The sequence below is a fragment of the Butyrivibrio sp. WCE2006 genome (assembly GCF_000701985.1).
Classification (GTDB): Bacteria; Bacillota; Clostridia; order Lachnospirales; family Lachnospiraceae; genus Butyrivibrio.
Genome location: NZ_JNKH01000004.1, coordinates 173013 through 195366, shown reverse-complemented (window position 1 = coordinate 195366; position 22354 = coordinate 173013). Strand labels below are relative to the sequence as shown.

Sequence of the window (22354 nt, the reverse complement as noted above, 5' to 3'; positions counted from 1 at the left end):
AAACATCTCTGTTTTTCAAATTTATCATTGTTTAATCATGGAAATACCATACAATATAGGCAATGCATATGCAAAAGACAATGCATATCTCCATTGAAAAGCTATTGGAGTAGAAATTAATAATGTTGCCCAGCATAAAATTGATGGCAATCCTACAATCAAAATGCTCCAACCATATTTAAGAACAAGTGCTGCCATAATACACAATATTAACCACGCCATTACTCCGGCCCCAAGAAAAAATGAAATAGAATTAATTAGTTCTTCGCAAGCTGTTTGTATGTCTGATGGCAAAATAGATTTTGGCTTAATATTTTCAGATTCCATCCAATCGTAATACATAAACTGATCTGCAAATGCTCCAATATATGTATACCGCATTTTTGTATTATTGTTCGAAAATGACCAAAAGCCATATGTTGTCCTCAAATATGAGTCAATATAAATATTAGTATTTTTAAAAAGCAATTGTCCCCACACTTTAAGAAATTCCCGTTTATTTTCATTCAAGAAATCACTATCCAGTTCAATAGAACCATATTTTAATGTATCAACATTATATGGATCATAATTGTTTTTTATTTCCTCGATTGGTAACAATCTATCTATAAATGAGTATTGTTCCTCGGTTATTTCTCCATTGCTACAAACTGTAGCTGCTATCTGCTGTATTGGAATTCCTACAGCCTCCCTGAACCTATAAGGAGCATGCGCAACATTTTGCACCAATTTCGTCATGCCAATAAGCATAAAAACAAAAGTCAAATATGCCAAAACACTCTTTATATATTTTTTATAAGCAATCATAAGATAAGAAGTAAGCAGTACACATACTATTACTCCATTACTTCTAAAGAAAAAAAGAACAGTACAAGCCATAAACTTTATCAAAAAACTGCGATCACTTAATTTGTCTCCTTTGCTCTCCCATATTTCATACATCATGGGGATTATAAGTAAAGTTCCAATAGCAAATGGCACATCTTTGATTATAGTTACCATATACAAATTTAGTATAGGGCAAGTAGCAAAAAACAAGCTGATTATTAGTAAAGGTACTTTAGCTAAACCTCTTTTTTTCAACCATAGTGTACATATGCTGTATGAAAAAGATACAAATAACACTTGTAAGAATGCCAAAATTATGAAGACTTCATTATCAGCCCCTCCTAATGCTTTAACTATCTTTTCAATTCCTCTAAGCAAAGCTATATACATCCATGGATGTTGCCCTGAGACTCCCATTCCACCACGTATTACAACAATAGTATCATTTGATAAGGTTGCCGGAAAAAATACCAATTGCATTAAAAAGCCAATTACTGCATAAATTCCAAAACTCGCTATAAAAAAATGCTTATCGCTGATTGGTATGCTACTGCTCTTCTTTCCCAAGTTTATGATAACTTTACTGTTTATATATGTAATCACACTTACAATCACTATTCCAAATATAAACAATACAATATTAAAACTCGAACTTGATTCTGGCGCATATACGGGAGTTATTGCAAATACCATAGCAAATATTAAGAAAAAAAATATTATTGGTATTTTTGTTAATACTTTCATTATCTGTCCTCTTCGACTTTATATACATATCCATATCATTAAAACATTTATCCATGTATACATGCTTAATATTATCTACCAGAATAAAGTAGTCTTTTTTACTTCTTCTTATACAGCATTACCACATGGTTAAATTCTTCATAGTAAAAAGTCTTTTTATCAATCAATTCATATCCAAAATTATCAAATTCAACTATTTGATTTTTTCCATCATATTCAGCTACAATTTTATCGTATTCAGTAGAATCACAAAGTATCTTTTCAGAAATTATAAAATCAGGTTCAAGGTTATTTACATATGCATTCTGAGCATCCCTTAATTCACTACCTCCCTGATTTAGCTGAGCATAAGCTCTCCATGTCGGCATTTTCATACTTGCGAAATAGAATCCTGCATCCAACTCTCCATAATATAGCATTTTATAATCTTTAATATTATAGCTCTCCATTTCATAAGCAAACGTATATTGTGGCATATCTTCTTTACTTTTTAGAATGTCATGTGTATGTAGACAAACTTTATATGCAATGAGTGTCGACGAAACTATTATCAAAAAATTTATTACAAAATTACATTTAATACCTTTCTTTGTAAGAACATCTAAAATTGGTAAAAATCCAAATGTACAAAAAATAAAAAGTGGGAAATTCCCGTATCTTTGCACAGTACCAGCATTAAGCACAAAAAACGAAAACAAAAAAGAAGCGCCTAGTCCAATAAATAAATTATATTTTTTCTTTATAATCATCCATAAAAATCCAAAAAAGATTAATCCAACAGAAAAAACATTTCTTAGCTTAAACAAATATTTAACACCTCTTATTAGGTTGGCATAAATTCCTTGGTTCATACGTTCATTTGTTCTATAAAGAAAAATATTATTATAAAAATATTGAGTAAATAGATCATTTAATGCACCATGAGCTACAAAAAAAACTAAAATAGGGATCGAAATAATAATGCATCCAATTATAAAAAAGAAAATCTGCCGCCAAAAACGTGTTGATTCCTTCCTTATCAAGGAGTGAATCATCATAAAAAGAAGAAGTGCAATATAAATAGCGCATAAAGTATACTTTGTCCAAAAAATCAGCCCTGCACCTATTCCTAAAATTATCATTTGTTTTGCAGATGGTAGTAAATCTCCTATCACATATCTGACTGCAAGAAAAAGCATAAACGAAAAAGGTGCCAATGACATTTCCTCAGGGCCACCACCATGTCTATTAACATACGATGCATATACTGCAGCTGAAAGCAGCGCTGCCATAATCAGTTCATATCCCTTCGTATCATAGAAAACTGAAACAGTTTTAATTGAATAATACAAGAAATACGTCGCACAAATTACTTCGATTAAAAAAATCCCGATAAAGCTTGTTTTTGATGCCAATAACCCAAGGGCATATACAAAAAATATTCCCGGTCCTTTTTGCTCAGCAAGATCTCTATATGGGACCATACCTTCAAGAATTCCTCTTCCCTCGACATAGTAGCATCCCGCATCCCCCCAGTTATTCAAAGGATAAAGGAAAGAACTTTTTGAACATATTGATATTATTAAAAATGCAACAAAAAAACATCCTAATAGTAAAAGGATTTTCTCATTTCTAATATGGTTCTTAATTAATAACATACTTCCCTCTCAACATTTAAACTTTTTTCCATCATTTGGTATAAGAAATACTATTAACATAAAAACATGTACTCATATGACCTAATTTCGAAGGCACTTCATTACTATAATGAGATAAAAAAAACTATAAAAGCAACAGCTCTTAATACTTGAATAAATGTAATTCTTTTATTCAAAACTCTCATCATATGTTTTCTTTTGCTTCACGAATTCAATCAAATTTTCAGAGTATTCCTAATTCTATACATAACCAAAATCCCAATATAATTTTTTGTTAATACCAAGAATCTAATTAACTTCTTTCTTTTTTCGATTCCATCACTGCCAAGCGCTTCTTGAAATTTTCCATAATTACATATATACGAAATTCTATTAAGTTTCTCTTTTAAGGAAAATTGCTCCCTGCAACTGATCTGCTTCAGATTTGTTGTTACCAATCTGATATAAAGATTTGATAGCTTGTTCTTTTGCATTTGATTATTCTTATGTAGTTCACAATAATCCATTGAATTATCGTAGAATTTTGTCACACTGTCATAGTAACCATCAACATACTTTGTTAGAAGACTTCCGGAACTTCTAAGATAATAGACATAATATCTATTGGGATTAACTACAATTCTCTTAGCATATTGAAGCATCTTTGACGCAAAGATAATATCCTCATAAATCGGATATTCCGGTAAAAAAATTAAATTATTTTCTTTCAAAAAACTAATTTTATATAATTTATTCCATGGTGCATTAAAAACCTCTGTATCAACAGTGTCATTTAGCTTATTACAAAAGAATTCTTCGTCATTTCCACAAAAATAGCCATTATATTTGTTCTCAGTTCTTATACCTGTATCCAGGTTATGATACCAAAAGCTGTAAAATACAACGTCTGCATCATTCTCAATAGCAAGCTTAACATTGTCTTCAACAAGGTTACTTTCAATGTCATCATCCACATCTACATAAACAATGTAATCACCTGTCGCTGCATTTGTTCCCGCATTTCTTGCAGCACTAAGTCCACCATTTTTCTGATGTACAACCTTAAATCTCTCATCCTTTATCGCATAATCATCACATATTTGAGGTGTCTTATCTGTACTTCCATCGTCCACCAAAATAAATTCCAGATCAGAGTAGCTCTGAGCTTTAAGATTCTTTACACAGTTATCTATATACTTTTCACCATTATAAATTGGAACAATTATGCTAACTTTATTCATTTATTTCACGCTTATCCAGTTCATTTAATATAGGCAAATATATAAGAAACTCACTGCCATCACCTAATTTGCTTTTACATTCAATTTTTCCGTTATGTTTTTCAACAATACTTTTAACTATAGATAGTCCCAGACCACTACTTACTTCCTTTTCAGGGGTTCTTGAATCAGACTCTCTATATGTCCTGTCAAATATATACGGAATAGCTTTATCTGATATACCACGACCATTGTCTTTTACATAAACGCATACCTCATTTCCTGATCGATATACCCCTAAGGATATCGTGCTCCCAAAATCAGAGTATTTCCTTGCGTTATTAAATAGATTATCCAAAACCCTGCTAAACTTAGCTATATCCAGCTTAACGTAATCCTTCATATCTTCCGGAACATCTAAAACTAGATTATAGTCCTTATATTTTTCATCAATCTCAGTTGAAAAAAAGTATTCCTCCAAAAATTGCGCTATCGGAATATTTTTGAATTCAAAACCATCACTACCGCTGTCAATACACGTCAGGTAATACAGATCATTTACCAATACTTCAAGAGTCTTTACTCTCATATCAAATAGTTTTAAATATGTATCCAGTTCTTCTTTAGAAATCGTATTGGAAGAGTCATCACTTTTTAAAACAAGATAATCTATCGCACTTCTTATTGCAGTAAGCGGAGCCCTCAGGTCATGCGATATGTTTTCGAGCACCATTTTTCTCTCATGCTCAGAATGCTTTAGCTCATTATTTACCTCTATAAGCTTTTGTGATAATTCAGCAATAGTATCGGTATCAACTGAAGGTTGAAGGAACTCTCTTTTTTTATCCATTTTCCCCTCTTAAAAAAGTTAGTTTTTTAATCTTACAAGCTTATATCCCTTTGCCCAGACAGTTTCAATCAAATTATCGATTCCGGTCTGGCTCTCTATTTTCTTTCTAAGTCTCGACATATTAACCATAACATTACGCCTGTCAGTTTCTATGTAGGTTCCCCATAGCCTATACCCAATTTCTTCGAAAGTTATTTCTTTTCCAATATTCTGAGCCAGAAATAAGATAAGATCATATTCCTTATTCGACAAAGCTATCTCTTCATTACCATACATAAGCTTATGATTCTCAATGTCAACAAAAAAGGGATTTAAATTAATCGTCATACTTTCTTGTTTTAGCCTGTTTGTTCTTGTATGCCTTCTTATGTTTACCTGAATGCGGGCATATAGTTCTCTTAGACTGTATGGCTTTTCAATATAATCATCAGCACCGGATTCAAATCCTTCAATCTTATCATCCTCTGATACCTTTCCTGATAAAAACAAAATCGGCACATCAGTAATTTTTCTGATTTCTCTGCAAAGCGAGAAACCATCAAGATCCGGTATCATTACATCGAGAAGTATGCAGTCGGGATTAAAAGTCTTTGCAAGTTGAAGGCCTTTTATAGCAACATCAGCTACTTCAACAAGACAGTTTTTTTCTTCAAAAAATTTTTTATTAATTTTTAGGACTTCTATATCATCATCGATCATCAAAAGCTTGGTCATATTGCTTCCCTCATCTTTTTATCAACAATCTGAATTTCCCTATCGCAGTACTGTAATACAGATCTTCTATGCGTAATTAAAAGACATGTAGGCGCAGGATTCCATTTACGTATTCCATCAAGGACACGAAGCTCCGTACTTTCATCAAGAGACGATGTAGCTTCATCCAGGATAAGGAATGGAGCTCTTCTTACAAGTGCTCTGGCAATTGATATACGCTGTGCCTGGCCTTCAGATATTCCCACGCCTTTTTCTCCTATTACAGTATCAATCCCATCAGGAAAGTCCTTTATGAAATCGTAGGCAGCCGAACTAATAAGTGCATCCTTAATTTCTTCTTCAGAAGCATCTTTTCTGCCCATCAGTATATTATCCCTTATTGTGCCGCTAAATAATGTATTTCCCTGAGGCACATAAGCTATAAAATTCCTGGCATCAGGACTGGCATCAAGCATTTCACCGTTAGCATTATAAAAAGCTATATTTCCCTGCATATTCTTGGTAAAAGCCATTATAAGTCTTACAAGTGTGGTCTTTCCAATTCCAGATTTTCCAACAATTGCGGTGAACTCACCCGGTTTAAATTCAATACTCGCATCATCAAAAACGAGTTCATCCGTATATCCAAAGGATACATTAGTAACCTTAACGCCTATACCTTCAGGCTTTATAACTTTTCCAATATACTCCTCACGTGGCAGATTTTGTAACTCAATAATACGACCTGCAGAAGCAAGCATAGATATTAATTTAGGCACAAGCTGTGCAAGACCAACAATAGGTGCCTGAATTCTATTAACCAATTGCAAAAAGACCGTCATAGTACCATAGGTAATGGTCTTATTTGCAATGCAGATTGCTCCCCATGCGAAGGCAACTATGTATCCAAGTTGAAAAGACATTCCCATTGCAGCAGAAGCTAACATACTGGTTCTGTTCTTTTTAAATACCCAGTAAATACGCTCGTCTCTGAGCTGAGTTAATCTCTGCTCAGAATAATCTTCAAGACAAAATGATTTCTCAATAAGAATGTTTGCAAGACTCTCCTGCATAAATGAGCGATATTTAGATTCTGTCTGCTGTACCTTGACAGTGAGATATTTAAGCTTTTTCCCAAGCCAAAAACTAGCAAGCATCGCTATTGGAGCTACCATAAGTGCAAATACCGCTAAACGTAAATCATAATATGCAAGTGTAAAGAAAGTTACGAGTAGTTCCACAAACAATCTTATGATTGTAGGTATAGTAGTAGATATTCCATCTGCTACAGCTCCAACGTCGCTTGTAAGTCTTGTCATCAAATCACCAGTATGATATTTGGAAATGTCAATCCAGCTTGTATCAAGAATACGCCTATATACCTTTTTCCTTATGCCAAATCCAAATTTCTCATAAACAACTACCGATACAAGATTACTTACGATTCCCAATCCCTGACTGGCAAATATGACGAAAACATACATGGCTATAATTGTCCAAAGTTCAGAAAGATTGCCATTTGTTGCTCTATCTATCATCTCTTTTCCAATTATGGCCATACCTACAGACATTAGTGTCCCGATAAGATCAAATAACATTAAAATAGAAAGCTGAGGAATATAAGGTTTTGTATATCCCAAAACCCATTTAAAATATACCTTCGCATCATTTCTCTTATTCCAATATTGTTTTATTTTTTCTACCTTGCTCATTCCTATACCCTTGCCTTAAACTTTTCCACTACAGCATATCCTTCTGCAGCTCCATTTCCTCCGGTAACATATAACCTTCCACACCTTATCCAGGCATGAGCCACCATTTTTCCATTTACATCTTCTTTACATCCAAGATAAAGTGTTGAATCTATTCCCTTTTCTGTAAGTAATCTTTGTGCTGTAAGTGCTCTTACCAGACATTTACTCTCCCATTTGGTTTTATTACAAACCTGATTAACTGCATAAGAAACTTTTTTAGCAAATCTATATTCATCAAGTGTTGCATCATCCTGAGATTCCTGTCCCGCTAATCCCCATTTGCTATGTAATTTTGCTGTATTCTCATAAAGCATTTGATACCTGAATCGTGCAGATAATATCCAAGCTTGTAGAGTTACTTTTTTATGTTCATTATATCTGATAAACCTGTATATTCTTCCAATCAAACTCATATTGCTACTCCAAACTGCTTCAACTTTAGTTGACTATCTTATCCTCCAATATTTTTAAATCATCTGCCAAATTTATTTTTTTATCATCAGCATTGTTCCTACTTAAACTCTTATAAAGCAGTTTTAGTTCATCTATAGAATTGACATATTTTATATAACTGCAATCCGAAAAAGTCTTATATGTTTCGAACACTTTATGATGATCATTACCCAAAACAATACAAGGAGTTCCAGTGATTACTGAGAAAATCATTCCATGAAGTCTGTCAGTTATAACAAGTTTCGCACCACCAAACAAGCTTATCTTTTTTTCAAGTATTCTCTTGCGTTCAGCACGACTAACTTCATAATTGGTACATGTGTCTGTAACAATTATCTTTTTTGCATTTGCTTCGCTAAACTCAATAATCTTTATTTTGTCTTCAGCCTTTAGTGCACTTTCCTTATCAGATCGCAAGCAAATAACAATTCCTTCCCTCTCTGTGCTTGCTAAATATGTTGCATCAAACAAAGAAACAGTATCATGAAGCAAAATTATATCTGCCGGAAAATATTGTTTCATAAGTTTGTATGACACTGCATCTCGTGCAAATATTGTCATTTGTTTACATTTTCTGACTGCCTTTTGATCCAGTAATAATTCACGAGAGCCTTTCTCATCATCCAAATAATATAGTGTTTGTGGCATAATTATTATCTTATTATTCTTAAATGCCTTCAAAACCTTCCTTCTGAAAATCTCAGCAAATTCATAAAGGCTTCCAAAGTTCCCTCCCCCCTGGCAAATAACAACATCATCGGGAGTAATACATTTTTTTAGCGATTTTATCGCCTGATCTGTTTCCCAACCATCAACTACAAACAATTGATAATTATAAGCTTCTTTAAGACAAATATTATTCAATATATATTCCGTTACATATGCTATTGCATGATCTCCGAGATTATCAAAACATGGTAGCTCAAAATATACTATTCGTTTTAATTTTCCATTTGCTATTGAAAAATCGAATGAAGAATTGTCAGGTTTAATTATTCTCTTTAGTTTATAGATATTCTTAATACACTTTTTGTAAACACTCTTGCAACTGTTATAAACATTAAATGCAAACTCATCTTTAAGGTAAATTGAGATAATCTGCTTGTCCTTATCAGATATCATCGAATTGGTTATGAATTCTTGCATGTGTTCTTTCAAATATGATTTTGTATCATTTATATTGTCGTCATATTGAACAATATATCCGCTCCTAATATCCGAATATAGATATGGAAGAAGCTTTGCCATCGCAAGCTCATATAAATCGTCATACCCCTTTTGTAAAAAATACGCTGCTCTTTCTTCCTGTCCAAGGCAAGTCGCATGACATCCTTTATGCCATGCAGCTGCTGAATTATTAAAGGATATTCCATCTTCTCTGATAAGGTAGTAATAAAGATAATCAGGTAGTTTTACTATTTTTTTTGCCTTATCAAACAAATAATATGTTGTGGCTATATCCTCATAATTTCTACCCTCAGGATACCTTACTCCGTCAAATAGTTCTGATTTATATAGTTTTCCCCACGCATAATTTTTTATTTCCTTGTCTTCAATTAACTTATAGAGTGCTGTCTTTTTATCCAGTACCTGAATATCATCCTCCACTCTTTCAGTAATCAATAACTTATCTGCTTTTTCTATATAGTGTGAGCACATAGATATTTCTGCATTGTTTTCAGTCGCTGCATCATGTAGTCTTCTTACCATATCAGGATGCACATAATCATCACTGTCTACGCAAATAATCCAAGCTCCGCTCATTACATCAAGTGCAGCATTTCGTGCACTTGATAATCCCCCGTTTTCCTTATGAATAACTCTTATTCGTTTATCATTTTCAGCATATTCATCACATATAAATCCGCAATTATCAGGCGATCCGTCATCAACAAGAATTATCTCAAGCGTAGTATATGTCTGAGCAATAATTGAATCTATGCACTTTCTTATGTAGTTTTCAACCTTGTAAACAGGCACGATTACACTTATAAGTTCATCCATTCGTGTTATCCATTTCTAATCTTTTTCCAAAATAGGACTTGACTTTATTTATCAGGTTTTGAGCACCTTCAGTCTTATAATAAAAAGTGATATATATAAAACTACTCAATATCGCTACTATAAAAATCTTGAATATCAACATTGTCCAATTATCCGGTCTTATATTTTCCGACAATGCTCCACCAATAACTATAACCGCTACTGTCAGAAGAATATTTATCAACATTTCCTTATAATAATTCTTTGCACTATTATTAAAATACTCCTTAAATAACAATTTGGGCTCATACCAGCAGTATGTTGTTAATCTTGCAATAGCCGAAGCAAATATTACCCCTGCTATACCCATTTTCTTTCCAAGTATTATAGAAAGAATAATATTTTCAATTGTTGCAAGTAGCATGATATATTTTGTCTTCTGATAAAGACCAGTTGCATCTCTATATAACCATAAAGGCTGCAAATTGCATGAGAAAAAAGTGTTGATAGTCACTGCAATAACCAGCACTTTTGACAAAACATAATCATCACCTAGCCAAACTCTAATGAGGTCATTCGATATAAGGCAAAAAGTTACCACAATTATTCCGCATAATATAAAGCTTATAGATTGAATTGTCTGAAATACCTTATACCTCTTTTGATAATTTTCTTTTGCAATTACATTACCAATACTTGCTGTCATCGCTGAAAAAATTATTTGCTCTATAAGTAAGAGTTTTTGGCTAAACATTAAATAATTTGAATATAGCCCTACTGCTGCTGTACTTACTACTATTGAAATTATTAGATTATCAGTAGCACTAAAAACTGTTGTCGATATCTTGTAGATAAACACGGATTTCATATTCTCTACAATTCTGTTCTTTAGTTCAAAAGCAACTTTATTGTCTCCCTCTATTTTCTTTATATATGGATACTCCTTTTCTGCTTTTTTCGAAGTAATAAGGTTATTTGTTATCTCCACAACTACACCAATAGCCAAATACATAATATAGTTTTTAAATAAAACAAGACTAACAATCTGCAGAATAACCTTTATAAGGTTTGAAACCATCCTTATATTTACTACAATATAATTCTTCTGGTCTGCAGTTAACAGTGTTGTTTTGTAAACAAAGAGATAAGATGTTACAACACCGGCCAAAGAAATCAAATAATATATTTCCAGATTTGAAATATCCGTATCAGTATTTACGATAAATCTAAGAAATGGCACACAACAAAGTCCTAAAATCGATACTGCTATGGCTATGATGTTATATACCTTTTTGTAAAAGGCAATTAATGATGATATTTTGTTTTCATTATGCTCTGCTAAAGGTTTGTAAAAACTATAAGACATAGCTGTTGAAAAACCTAAATCTGCCATCGATAACAGAGTTAGCACATCTGAAAAAATACCATTAAGTCCCAGGAATTCGTTTCCTAACATATGAATAAATACAGTTCTGGAAACAAAACTAAGAACCATATTTACAACTTGATTAAGAAAACCTACACTGACATTTTGCAGAGTACGTTTGGATCTACTTACTTCCATCTAATACTACCTATCTTCTAAATCCTAAATTCAGTTTATGATATATCTCAAGCATCTTTTTTACTTCCTGCTCATCAGCATTCTCGAATTTTTCCATATGATCTCTTGCAGATTTACTAAACATTCCTGAAAATCCTCTCATTACCCATGCTACAGGCAGTAAATATGGCGTTTTATTTAACCATGAATACTTCTCTCTCATGAAATTAATCGAAGGAAAAAAATAATGCAATTTTACATGATCACTTCCATTTGAAGTTTCCTTAGCCAGCTGACTCCATATGCCATTTTCTGTTTTGCCATATATCCCACTATTAACCATGTATTCAAAAAGGTTTTCAAAAAATGAATTACATTCTTTACCATCGAGCCAAATAAAAGCAAGTTCTCTCATATTATTTTCAAAATCTAAAATCCCGCACTTAGTCAGTTCCTGCTTAAGGTAATCCACATCCATAAGCTTTGAATACTTACCCATATAAATATAAATATCCACAAGATTTCTGATTCCACATCCTGTTTCAAAAAAATGCTTAGCCATATGAGCTATCATATATACATAGAAATCTTCAAGATTAAACTCGTATGTATACTTTGTACCATCCTTTAGTTTTGCTCGAAAATTATCCTTAAAATAAATATGTTGTTCTTTTCCGGCATTGGCATCAAAAAGACACCAATGAACTTCTACAACAATACTATTACTTTTAGAAAAAATCATATGATGCTTTATGAGTCCATGATTTGTAAATCCCATTCCCTCCATGATTTTAGCTGCGTTATCGAGACTTTCACCATATACAACAAGATCAATATCACTCATCTCTCGCATTTCAGGTGATGGATAAATTGTTTTTGTCACTGCCCCCTTTAATATCTGATGTCTAATCCCAGCTTTTTCGAAGGCATTTGTAATCTCTTTTGCAGTAACTGACTGCAAAAAAGTTTTCATAGTACTGTTATAAAGTGATTTCTTAATGAAAATGAATTCATCAGCACCCTGCGAAACTTTAATAAGCGAATTAAATATCAGATATTGCATCTGCCCTTTTAAAGCAATCTCCACAATTTCAGAAACAGTCAACGATTCAGGAATAGATTTTGGTTCTGACTTATTCAAAGTAGCCATTATCAGCTCTCTTGTATATTCTCTTATGTCTTTAATTGTCGCCATCCGTTTCTTCCTCTTCCTGCGAAATAATATCAGTTTGATTTGTAATTATAGATATATCACTATCTTCCGATTTACTTTGCATCTCTTCCCCATTTTGTTTCTCATTATCACTTTCATTTTCTTCGCTTACATCTTCTCGCGCTTCTTCATTATCTACCTCTTCGACTTCCATAGTTCCGTCTTCCATGACTTCATCACTATCCGAAGTCTCTTCATCGCTGCCGATAGTTCCTTTAGAAGCCTTCTCCTTCTTTTCAATTTCTTCCAGAAGCTCTCTTGCTTTTTCAAGATTTCCTCCCTTATCCAGATACTCAACAGTATACTTTTTTAGGTATTCAGGCCGTTCCTCGAAAAAGATTCTTATATTCTTAACTAATTCTGTATAAGATTTATCAGATGCCTTCCCATAATATCTTGTATATGATGCCAAAGCAGGCTTTTTTATCAATTCGACAATTTCATCAATATTCGTAGAATATTTTTCTTCGGTAAAGACATTTGATATCATATTGTTCATTCTTGCCTTAAATGTTTTACAAAAATCTTCATTCATAAGAAGTGCTTGAAGCAAAAGATCACTTTGCATTCCAATCTGTAAATATGTGTTTATGGTTGGCGTCTGCTTATCTGTCAGATATATGGTGTCAGACATATCTCCACATATAAATCTCCATTTACCATCAATTTTACCTGTCCCTTCAGTATTTACTGTTCGCCATGCCATTCCATAGCGGGGATAAAACTCTGTGTTACCCATACCAATATTTAGACAGATATAATCTATAAAATTATCTATGTCCATCATTGATTTTAGATTTTCATAGTTCTCTTCAACAGACATATCATTTCCAACAACAAAAGAATAAAAAGTATTAAACTCCTCTACATTCTCTTTATTTTCATGAAATATTATATCCTCATTTGAAATACCATAATGACGAGCTATATATTTCTTATCCAAATATGCATTAAGATTATACAGTCCCCAATACTCTCCATCTAAAAACAAAACACAGGGTTGACAGTCTAACGTCCCAATATCCATATTTTCAGTAATTGAACTAACAATATAGTTTCTTACTTTAAGTGTATTGTCATCATAATTTTGAGTAAGTTTCACTTTTCCATCATCTGAAATATAATCTATAATCCCTGCTCCATTAAAAATAGTGTAGTCTGCATTCTTAAGATCAAACTCAAAGCCTTTTTGTATATCAAAAACGGCATCGTCTTCATTGATACTCATATCAACATTTAGTTCAAAACTTTTCCCTTTATCAGGTTCAAAATATTCTATTTTTGTTTGCTTCTTCCACCCATTCAGAAAATTAGCATTTTCCCTGATGCTAAGATCCTGAATTATTGCATCTTCTCTAGCCTTTCCAGCTACATAAATACCTTCCTCATAATCAAAAAGATTCTCAGGATCCGTAGTAATAGACAATACCGGAATATTAAGATAATCTGTATCTTTTCTGATCCCGATATAATACGACTGGCTTGCTTCCTTCGTTACAGCGCCTGCAGAATTTACAGCAATTGCTCTTATAATCATCCCTGCATCAACTGTTCCAGGGTTGTAGCCAATGTGAAGCCTGTTATAATTTGCCATCGCAGCATACTTGTAATTTGAACCTGATTTATTCGAAATTGTAATCCCAGATTCATAAACATCAGAATCCTTTGTTGGTCTTGTTCCATCTGTAGTATAGTAAATAGTTTCCCCTTCATCTGCACTCAGTTCTAGGCTGAATGCATCATCATAAAATCCTCCGGGTGCTGAAAAAGATATTCCATCATATTTCACATACTCTATCCCATCTATACGATTTTCTTTCTTCTTTGATGGAGTGATATACCCCCACTTGTTTGTTTCTGCACCAGTCCATCCATAGCTTTGTTCTGAGGAAAGTTTAGGAACAATCAGTGATAATATTTGTTTTCCATCTTTATCTACTATTGTCAGAACATTTGATTCTCCACTTCCAGGATTAGCATCAATCTCAATTACATAATAATCTTCCTTTTTTAGATTTTCGTCCTCTGCAATCGTTCCAACACTTTTTCCGGAAACAAATACTTCCAACCCTGAAATATCAATGGTTTCGGCTCCTTTGTTATATAACTCAATCCATTTATCCCCACTGACTTCAGTCAATTCAAGATATTCATATGAGCCTTTATTATTAACAAGTATATCTCCTGCTGTAATATTACTATTTTGGACAAGTGCCTCTGACAATTTCCTATCATGTCTTCTTGAAACAATAATTATCCCCAATAATAAGATGAGTGCCACAGCACTAATGACTATAATTATTAAATCTTTAATATCCAGCTTATTCTTTTGTTTTTTATCATCATTATTTTGTGAACTCATTTTATGCCTTCTCTTTCCTCAAAACAGTAAAAAATAAATATCCTATAAATGCTCCTAATGCCGAACCTGCTGTATTCATCACTAAATCTGTTACTTCAAAAAAACCTGTCCTTGTAATATGCTGTACAATTTCTATAGAAAAGCTACTTAGGAAGCCTAAAAGCATTGTCATAATAACAGTTTTAATCATAGGTTCTTTATTTCTGAAAAAACTAAGAAGAAATCCCCATGGAACAAAAAGTAATACATTATAAAAACAATAAATCATCTGATTAATAGAATAGATTCTTCCTCTGCGTGACACTCCCACAGTTATACCTGAATATATATAACCGGATCTGGATCCAAAATCTCTTCTAAATACAGTAAATAAAAGCAATACTGCCACATAAACTATAGTCAGATAAAAATGTATTACTCTTTTGAATGAAACTACCTTCTTTTTATTCAATACATACCCTGGCACAAAGATAAAAAGTGCGCACACTAATACTATGATTAGCAGATCACTTAAATAAATGCCCTCCATCTGTTCAATTAGAAGATGTTCCATTCTTAGAATAATTTCTTCAAACATTTATAACTCCGGCAAAGATGTCTTATTCTTCTGTGCTAACGAATACTCGTAAAAAGGTATTCCTTTTTTTAACTGATTGTATCTTCTCTTTCTGACTATCATCTGCACAAAATCAAAAAGTTTTTGATTTTGTTTTAGTGCTCTCTTTACCCTACTTTTTAAATTCTTTGAATCATCAGCTTTTATTCTCCACTCCCCGGCACACAAGTGTACCGCATAATGCTTTCCGGAAAGTGAACCTATTTCGAAATACTCCTTGGGATAAATAACAAAATCACCTAAATCCTGATATTTATTATTCAAAATAAAGTCCGGATAGTGCTTCAAAATGTAATAGGTATAGTAGTAATTACTTGTTGCATATCCATGAACCAAAAGCTTATTATCTTTCCATTCAAAGACTTTTTGATCCTTAGCCCTCTTAGCTTTTACAATCTCAGTATTGTCATACATATCAAGAAGTCCCTTGATAAGCGGATTTCCTTTTTCTCCACCGATGATTGCTGAGCCTACTGAACAGTCAAAGATGAAATTCAGAAAAAGCTTATGCTTTAATAATCCATCAAAGCTTCTATTTATCTTTACATCTGTATCAAGATAAATACCGCCATATTCATACACTGCTTTTAATCTGTAATAATCACCTATGAACCCAAGCTGCCGATCTCTATATGTGTTTCTTACAAAGTCATTCTCATCGAAGTTACAGTTTGATTCATCCCATCGCATTATCGTATAACCTTCAAGCTTTTCCCATGAATCAAGACATTTCTGTAGATCATCCGGAAGTGGTTTCCCACCAAACCAGCAGTAATGAATAATTTTAGGTATCCTGTTACCTGTTTCCGGAACAATACTCTTTATTAAATTTGTATCAGTAGTTTCCCTGATTGATGATGACATCGTAAAATGTTCCTTTCCTTTTAAGCTTATCCTGATCAAATCTCGTACTTAACTTATGTATTCCTATCGTATCTTTCAATATTTTATATTTCTTGTCATCAAAACAGTCATAGATGTGATGAGCCAGTACATGTGATTGTACCTGACTTATAATAGGAATCTCTCTATAGGCCTTCCAATAATAGTCATTAACTATACTTTCAAAAATATGGTAGATAAAATAGTTGGATGCATAATTGTAGTCTTTCCAATACTCGAGCAGCATTTTCTGCAATAAACAAATCATATTATTATTGGTAGTACTATGTATAAACCAATTGTTTAGTTCCATTACTTCCGGATTAAACCCAAAATAATAGAAACTGAACATAAATAGTGGTGTCTCATCTATGTAGGAAATGAGTTTATTACTTGTCATTAAAACTGTAGAATCTATCCAATACCCACCATATCTTATCAACAATTCATTTCTTATTAGATCACTAAAAAATGCATTGCCTATAATTCCTTCTTTCCTTTTTTTTATGATATATTCAGGCAGTTCAATATAATCAAATACATTTTCCTCATTTAAAAAAACAAAGTTCTTATCCGGTAAATATTTCTTCTGGCTATCGATACATTTTTTTACAATATCAGGAGCATTATCTATCCCTTGCAGCCACATAACCCAAACAGTATTAATATTTTGCTTTTTTTCTCTGCTTTCCCATTCCCTGACTTTTGTACACTTATCCAGATACTTATTTCTGTAACGTTTATATAGAATCATTCTATGTTTTTGCCCTACCATGACTTTATATAAGAAATGAGTTTTCCGGTCATTATACTTAATTCTCAGCATTATCTGATCATAGATTGTACCTAAAAGCATTCTATCTTTTATTCTGTTTATCAGCTTTTTGTCATGTTCTACCATAATATTGCATTCCTTAATTTATGATATTTCCCCTGCGGTTCTGATTTGAAATTTCTCTTTTCACAGCAAATGAAAATTGCAAATAAAACGTACAAATACTTAAGTGTCTGCAACGAATCTGCAATTGTTAAGTGATAACAATATGTTACCGTCCCTATAAAAACTGCCCTCACAATTGCAGATCTTGTTTTATAAATATCCTTGACCATTCTAATTACCATATAAGAAAGATAAAAAATATATGAACACATTCCGGGATATGCATAGCGAATATATTCAGCTATATAGAAATTATCGATAGAAGCAACAACTTTTCCATCCACAAGACTGTTAAATGCTCTTTTTCTTCCTATTCCAAGTATAGGATTTAACCAATCCAGAGTAAAAATCCTGTTTAATAAATCCCTATATCCCTTACTCTGCATAAGTTGAGTATAGTTTGATCCATATTTTATAGAGTATTGCGTCTCAAAAACTGAATCAACCAGACTAGTAAGCTGAAGTAAGATATACCTGCCAAAAGAAGTCGTTTGAGTAGCAAAAGTAATTGCTATAAGCATAACCATAGTTACTGTAGCAATTAACATATTTATTCTAAAATACCTTCGATCTGATAAAATAAACATTAAGGCAAGACAAACAAACATAACTCCAAGACTAGATCTTGATCCTGTATTAAAAATATTCACTATTATTCCAATAAGTAAAAACGGTCTTCTAAAAACGTTATACTCTTTTTTTTCAACGTCATATCCTGCAAACGGCATGGCAGTCATAAGTAGTAGCCCATATCCTAATGAATGGACACAGCTACTCATTATTCGATAATGCCCACCTCTTATATATCTTCCTGTATATATTCCATTAATAGTAACAAGATATGAAAACGGAGATACCTTCGTAAATGACTCAACAAATCCAAGTATAACAAGCAAATATATAAAACCGATTAACAATTTTATAGTTTTATCTACCCCTAAAGAATCCCGAATAATGTATATTAGTAAATACATTTCCAGAATTTCTATAAGCGGATTTAGCAGTGCATTAAAATCCTTTCTCAGTACCATTGTATAAGTCAGCACTATTAAATATGGTATTAGCACTACAGACATCTTTTCCTTTAAGATAATGTCTATAAAGCTATGCAATCTTCCATAATCAAATATTATGAAAAGCAGCAAAATTATGATACTTATTCGTACTATGGTCAGGTCAAAAACAGGATTGGGAATTCCAAAATACTGTGGCATAACATAAAGAATAAAAAAATACAGTATTGCACATCTATAGAAAACCACTCTTTCTCTGGGAGTTTTGACATATTTACTTGTCGATTCTAATACAATGTTTTCTGATGCCATTTCTAATCCTTACTTAAGTGCCATTACAAGTTCCACAGGAATTGATCTCTTCTTATGATAGCAATCCATATACCTTAATAGAGCTAATGAATTTAATACTTCCCTGCGCTTTATCAGATTAATTCTCATATTTGTAGCTTTAATATGTTTCTTTAGTAAATTAACTTTATAGCTATCATCTTCATTTTGAACAATAAATTTTAATGTCTGCTCATGACTCTTTGCCAGTTCCGTCAGGTACTTTAATCTTTGCTGCTTTTGATGTTCTTTATGAAGTGTCACATTACTTGAATGAAGTCTTCTCTTCAATGTAACCTTATGTAAAAAATATAGACCATCCAGGGAAAGAGCTAATTTCCAGACGAATTCATCATGGGCCCAGCCTTCATACCAGTACTCATCAATTCTATCCAAAAAGCTTCGCTTAAGAGCCATAGTACAGCCCTGACATCCAATAAAAATGTTCTCTGAATTAAACTGTAGTTTTTCAAGTTCCCCATCATTTTTAAATTTCGCAAGTTCCCACCGTGGTACATCAGGTGCATCATCTGAACACTTAAATGGTTCAAATTCAGATCCTATCATCAGAGCATCCGGAGTATTTTTAAGTGCTTCCACCATTTTCTCAACACGGTCATTTACCCAGATATCATCCTGATCGCAAAAGAAAATGTAATCACCTTTTGTCTGTCTGACTGCGCCCATAAAATTAGAAGCATATCCAAGATTTTTATCATTTACTGCAAAATCTATCTTTTCATCAAGTCCATTATCCTGAATAAACTTCTTTATGATGTCAGCTGTTTTATCCGAAGAAATGTCATCCCTGATTATTATTTCATCCACCGGAAGAGATTGATCAAGGATGGAATTCAGTTGTTCCAATATGTACTTTTCACCGTTGTATGTAGCCATAGCTACTGAAATCATTGGTTTCATCCTATCATTACCCTGGACAATACCTTTGCATATAAATCACAATCAATTCTGTTTACTGATTTAATATAAAGGCCAATCTTTCCTGCAAAATACTTATTATCTCTATATTCAGGAAAAGTCCTTTTTACAAATTGAAATGTCCTATCATACAATTCCTGTCTCATATATAAATTCTTAACACGGCCTATTCTGCTTAAATTACTGCAGAAAGCAATCTTTACGCAGAAATATTCAAGCTCATCTTTATACTTATCAAAGAATCTATTCTTTTTATAAAAAGAAAGAATATCATCAAAAACCTTAAATATATCGCCAACTTTAGAATTGGTATTGGATGTCATAGTGGAATTCTGACGCACGCTGTAATAAACAAGTTTTTCATCAAGATAAGCATGCTTTTTTATAAATGGTAGTGACTTTATATAAAAAGCAGTATCCTCATATATCATTCCCTCAGGGAAAAGCACCTTACCATTTACCAAAACTTCTCTTTTATATAATTTATTCCAGGGAGAAACCTGCGGATCCAAAAAGAGTTCTTTTATGTCTTTATGCGAAGTAATTTTCCCTCTTGTTGAGATTTCTTTATATATAGGATTCCCGTTTTTATCCTTTTTATCTGTTTCAAGCATGCTGTGGTAATGACACTCCACCAGGTCTGCATCTTCCATTTTTGCAAGAGTAAACATCTTATCGAACATAGTTCTGTCCACATAATCATCAGAATCTGCAAATCCAATAAATTCACCTGTAGCCTTTTTTATACCAAGATTTCTGGCAGTTGCCTGTCCGCCATTTTCCTTACTGTAGATTCTTATCAAATCCGGATATCTTTCCTTGTATTCCTCAAGAATCTGTAAAGAGCCATCAGTTGAACCATCATTTATTGCAATTATTTCCATTTCATGCTTCGGCAGTGTCTGATTTACTAGTGCTTCCAGACTTCTTCTTAAATATTTTTCTGTGTTGTACACGGGTATTACTACGCTTAGCATAATCTCCACCATTTACATAATCTCTGTGATTGTAGTCCTCTGAATTAACTGATATTCCATTGTAGACAAATCCACAAACATCAGCATCCACTGCTTCAAGTTTTCTTATAATAAGTTCTTCTCGCTCAAACCGTGTAGCAAATTCTCTTACAACAACCACATATGATGTAGCCACATTTACAACTTCAAGACCATCAGCCACAACTCCTAATGAAGGTGTATCAATTATTATTACATCGTACTTTTCTTTAAGCTCAGATATGAGACTCTTCCACTTTTCTCCTACAAGAAGATCCGTAGGGTTAGGAGGATATGCACCTGAAGAAAGGACATCTAGTTTATCTATGACATCATTTTTAATTTGTAAATCTTTGATTCCTGCCAGGTACTCACTAAGTCCATAATCGGCGTTTATCTTTAATTCATTTGCAATATTTCCATTTCGCAAATCAGCATCAATAAGCAATGTTTTTTTACCCATCATAGAAAATTCCATCGCAATATTAATGCTGGTAGTAGTTTTTCCCTCATTGTAATCAGCACCGGTAATTGCATATACTGGACACTTTTCACCTTTATTGAGGAATAGCATATTTGCACGGAGATCATTGTATGCTTCCTTTAAAACAAAAGGACTGTCATTTCTTAATATTACATCAGGCTCCCCTGCTTCATTTTTATCCTCAATCTCAGGAACAACACCAATAATAGGGATATTGAACATATCCTGTAATTCATACATTCTTCTGTAACGAGTATCCAAAAACCCCCTTATCATAAAAAACACAAATGAAAGGAATCCACCGGCAAAAACTCCCATTATAACAAGCTTAAGAACACTTGTAGATTCATACGGTTTTGTTGGTAAAGTTGCTTCATCAAGAATTTCAATACCACCGGATTTAACAATGCTTATAATCTTTTGCGGTGCTAATTTACCAATAGTATTAGCTATAAGCATCGCATTATAGGGATTAGTGTCATAAACATAAACTTTAAAAACAGCCGTACCACCTATGGCCTGGGATGATATTTCACGTTTTAATATTTTTGTAGTATAAAGCCTGGGATTCAACTCAGCTTCTTCTATTACACTATTTAAAAAGCTGTCGCTCTTTAATATCTGCATATAGCTGTTAAGAAGAGAACCTGCAGAAGATATATCTGAAGGGGAAATATTAATTCCATTATCAGTTATATAATCAGGACTTGTGTATACATACATGGAAATCTCAGCCATATATGTATCTTCTTTTATATATAACCCAACAACCCCTGCCAGTACTCCGCATAAAAGTCCCACAAGAATCATGTATTTCAACTTAGTTTTTATTATCCAGATAATTTTTTCAAAATGAAAGTTCTGTATTATGATTTTGAACACTTTCTCTCCTCCGT

18 protein-coding genes are annotated in these 22354 nt (G+C 32.9%); all 18 read right to left on the bottom strand.

Going from position 1 to position 22354, the window contains the following annotated elements; translation table 11 throughout:
- Positions 1 to 24: 24 nt before the first annotated feature.
- Positions 25 to 1572 carry a DUF6020 family protein gene (locus T501_RS04965; protein ID WP_044913650.1) on the bottom strand — a complete coding sequence of 516 codons (1548 nt, stop codon included), beginning with the start codon at positions 1570 to 1572 and terminating at the stop codon, positions 25 to 27.
- A 98-nt stretch (positions 1573 to 1670) separates the two neighbouring features.
- Complete coding sequence (locus T501_RS04960) at positions 1671 to 3209, bottom strand: glycosyltransferase family protein (protein ID WP_044913649.1); 1539 nt, start codon at positions 3207 to 3209, stop codon at positions 1671 to 1673.
- 215 nt (positions 3210 to 3424) lie between these two features.
- Complete coding sequence (locus tag T501_RS04955; RefSeq protein WP_050008144.1) at positions 3425 to 4429, bottom strand: glycosyltransferase family 2 protein; 1005 nt, start codon at positions 4427 to 4429, stop codon at positions 3425 to 3427.
- The gene (locus tag T501_RS04950; protein ID WP_044913648.1) at positions 4422 to 5258 is read right to left on the bottom strand and encodes a sensor histidine kinase; all 837 of its coding nucleotides are present in this window, start codon (positions 5256 to 5258) and stop codon (positions 4422 to 4424) included. Before T501_RS04950 ends, T501_RS04955 begins: the two co-directional genes overlap by 8 nt.
- A gap of 18 nt (positions 5259 to 5276) precedes the next feature.
- A complete protein-coding gene (locus tag T501_RS04945) occupies positions 5277 to 5972 on the bottom strand; it encodes a response regulator transcription factor (RefSeq protein ID WP_044913647.1) in 696 nt (231 codons plus the stop codon).
- Complete coding sequence (locus T501_RS04940; RefSeq protein WP_044913646.1) at positions 5969 to 7663, bottom strand: ABC transporter ATP-binding protein; 1695 nt, start codon at positions 7661 to 7663, stop codon at positions 5969 to 5971. Before T501_RS04940 ends, T501_RS04945 begins: the two co-directional genes overlap by 4 nt.
- Positions 7664 to 7665: 2 nt before the next feature.
- Positions 7666 to 8118, bottom strand: a complete 453-nt coding sequence (locus tag T501_RS04935) for a lasso peptide biosynthesis B2 protein (RefSeq protein ID WP_044913645.1) — start codon at positions 8116 to 8118, stop codon at positions 7666 to 7668.
- 25 nt (positions 8119 to 8143) lie between these two features.
- Entirely contained in the window at positions 8144 to 10162 is a 2019-nt protein-coding gene (locus T501_RS20015) for a glycosyltransferase (protein ID WP_050008142.1), read from the bottom strand.
- Positions 10155 to 11597: a lipopolysaccharide biosynthesis protein gene (locus T501_RS04925; RefSeq protein WP_442856342.1), complete on the bottom strand. Its 1443-nt coding sequence runs from the start codon at positions 11595 to 11597 to the stop codon at positions 10155 to 10157. Before T501_RS04925 ends, T501_RS20015 begins: the two co-directional genes overlap by 8 nt.
- A 118-nt stretch (positions 11598 to 11715) precedes the next feature.
- The gene (locus T501_RS04920) at positions 11716 to 12879 is read right to left on the bottom strand and encodes a nucleotidyltransferase domain-containing protein (RefSeq protein WP_044913643.1); all 1164 of its coding nucleotides are present in this window, start codon (positions 12877 to 12879) and stop codon (positions 11716 to 11718) included.
- Entirely contained in the window at positions 12866 to 15259 is a 2394-nt protein-coding gene (locus T501_RS04915) for a CotH kinase family protein (protein WP_044913642.1), read from the bottom strand. The genes T501_RS04920 and T501_RS04915 overlap by 14 nt, the downstream gene beginning before the upstream one ends.
- A 1-nt stretch (position 15260) precedes the next feature.
- A complete protein-coding gene (locus tag T501_RS04910) occupies positions 15261 to 15836 on the bottom strand; it encodes a VanZ family protein (RefSeq protein WP_044913640.1) in 576 nt (191 codons plus the stop codon).
- The gene (locus T501_RS04905; protein ID WP_050008141.1) at positions 15837 to 16739 is read right to left on the bottom strand and encodes a glycosyltransferase family 32 protein; all 903 of its coding nucleotides are present in this window, start codon (positions 16737 to 16739) and stop codon (positions 15837 to 15839) included.
- Positions 16711 to 17658 carry a capsular polysaccharide synthesis protein gene (locus tag T501_RS04900; RefSeq protein ID WP_044913638.1) on the bottom strand — a complete coding sequence of 316 codons (948 nt, stop codon included), beginning with the start codon at positions 17656 to 17658 and terminating at the stop codon, positions 16711 to 16713. The genes T501_RS04905 and T501_RS04900 overlap by 29 nt, the downstream gene beginning before the upstream one ends.
- Complete coding sequence (locus T501_RS04895; RefSeq protein WP_044913636.1) at positions 17652 to 19022, bottom strand: hypothetical protein; 1371 nt, start codon at positions 19020 to 19022, stop codon at positions 17652 to 17654. Before T501_RS04895 ends, T501_RS04900 begins: the two co-directional genes overlap by 7 nt.
- Before the next feature lie 9 nt (positions 19023 to 19031).
- The gene (locus tag T501_RS04890) at positions 19032 to 19952 is read right to left on the bottom strand and encodes a glycosyltransferase (protein WP_050008140.1); all 921 of its coding nucleotides are present in this window, start codon (positions 19950 to 19952) and stop codon (positions 19032 to 19034) included.
- Positions 19953 to 19957: 5 nt separating this feature from the next.
- Entirely contained in the window at positions 19958 to 20956 is a 999-nt protein-coding gene (locus tag T501_RS04885) for a glycosyltransferase family 2 protein (RefSeq protein ID WP_044913634.1), read from the bottom strand.
- Positions 20865 to 22340 carry a tyrosine-protein kinase domain-containing protein gene (locus T501_RS04880; protein ID WP_044913633.1) on the bottom strand — a complete coding sequence of 492 codons (1476 nt, stop codon included), beginning with the start codon at positions 22338 to 22340 and terminating at the stop codon, positions 20865 to 20867. The genes T501_RS04885 and T501_RS04880 overlap by 92 nt, the downstream gene beginning before the upstream one ends.
- Between the last annotated feature and the right edge of the window lie 14 nt (positions 22341 to 22354).

Bases quoted from the DNA above. Each gene is read 5' to 3' on its own strand.
- T501_RS04905 (WP_050008141.1), bottom strand. From the start codon at position 16,739: ATGTCATCATCAATCAGGGAAACTACTGATACAAATTTAATAAAGAGT.
- T501_RS04890 (WP_050008140.1), bottom strand. From the start codon at position 19,952: ATGATTTCAGTAGCTATGGCTACATACAACGGTGAAAAGTACATATTG.
- T501_RS04920 (WP_044913643.1), bottom strand. From the start codon at position 12,879: ATGGCGACAATTAAAGACATAAGAGAATATACAAGAGAGCTGATAATG.
- T501_RS04945 (WP_044913647.1), bottom strand. From the start codon at position 5,972: ATGACCAAGCTTTTGATGATCGATGATGATATAGAAGTCCTAAAAATT.
- T501_RS04915 (WP_044913642.1), bottom strand. From the start codon at position 15,259: ATGAGTTCACAAAATAATGATGATAAAAAACAAAAGAATAAGCTGGAT.
- T501_RS04925 (WP_442856342.1), bottom strand. From the start codon at position 11,597: ATGTTAGGAAACGAATTCCTGGGACTTAATGGTATTTTTTCAGATGTG.
- T501_RS04895 (WP_044913636.1), bottom strand. From the start codon at position 19,022: ATGGCATCAGAAAACATTGTATTAGAATCGACAAGTAAATATGTCAAA.
- T501_RS04885 (WP_044913634.1), bottom strand. From the start codon at position 20,956: ATGCTAAGCGTAGTAATACCCGTGTACAACACAGAAAAATATTTAAGA.
- T501_RS20015 (WP_050008142.1), bottom strand. From the start codon at position 10,162: ATGGATGAACTTATAAGTGTAATCGTGCCTGTTTACAAGGTTGAAAAC.
- T501_RS04965 (WP_044913650.1), bottom strand. From the start codon at position 1,572: ATGAAAGTATTAACAAAAATACCAATAATATTTTTTTTCTTAATATTT.
- T501_RS04935 (WP_044913645.1), bottom strand. From the start codon at position 8,118: ATGAGTTTGATTGGAAGAATATACAGGTTTATCAGATATAATGAACAT.
- T501_RS04960 (WP_044913649.1), bottom strand. From the start codon at position 3,209: ATGTTATTAATTAAGAACCATATTAGAAATGAGAAAATCCTTTTACTA.
- T501_RS04910 (WP_044913640.1), bottom strand. From the start codon at position 15,836: ATGTTTGAAGAAATTATTCTAAGAATGGAACATCTTCTAATTGAACAG.
- T501_RS04940 (WP_044913646.1), bottom strand. From the start codon at position 7,663: ATGAGCAAGGTAGAAAAAATAAAACAATATTGGAATAAGAGAAATGAT.
- T501_RS04900 (WP_044913638.1), bottom strand. From the start codon at position 17,658: ATGGTAGAACATGACAAAAAGCTGATAAACAGAATAAAAGATAGAATG.
- T501_RS04955 (WP_050008144.1), bottom strand. From the start codon at position 4,429: ATGAATAAAGTTAGCATAATTGTTCCAATTTATAATGGTGAAAAGTAT.
- T501_RS04950 (WP_044913648.1), bottom strand. From the start codon at position 5,258: ATGGATAAAAAAAGAGAGTTCCTTCAACCTTCAGTTGATACCGATACT.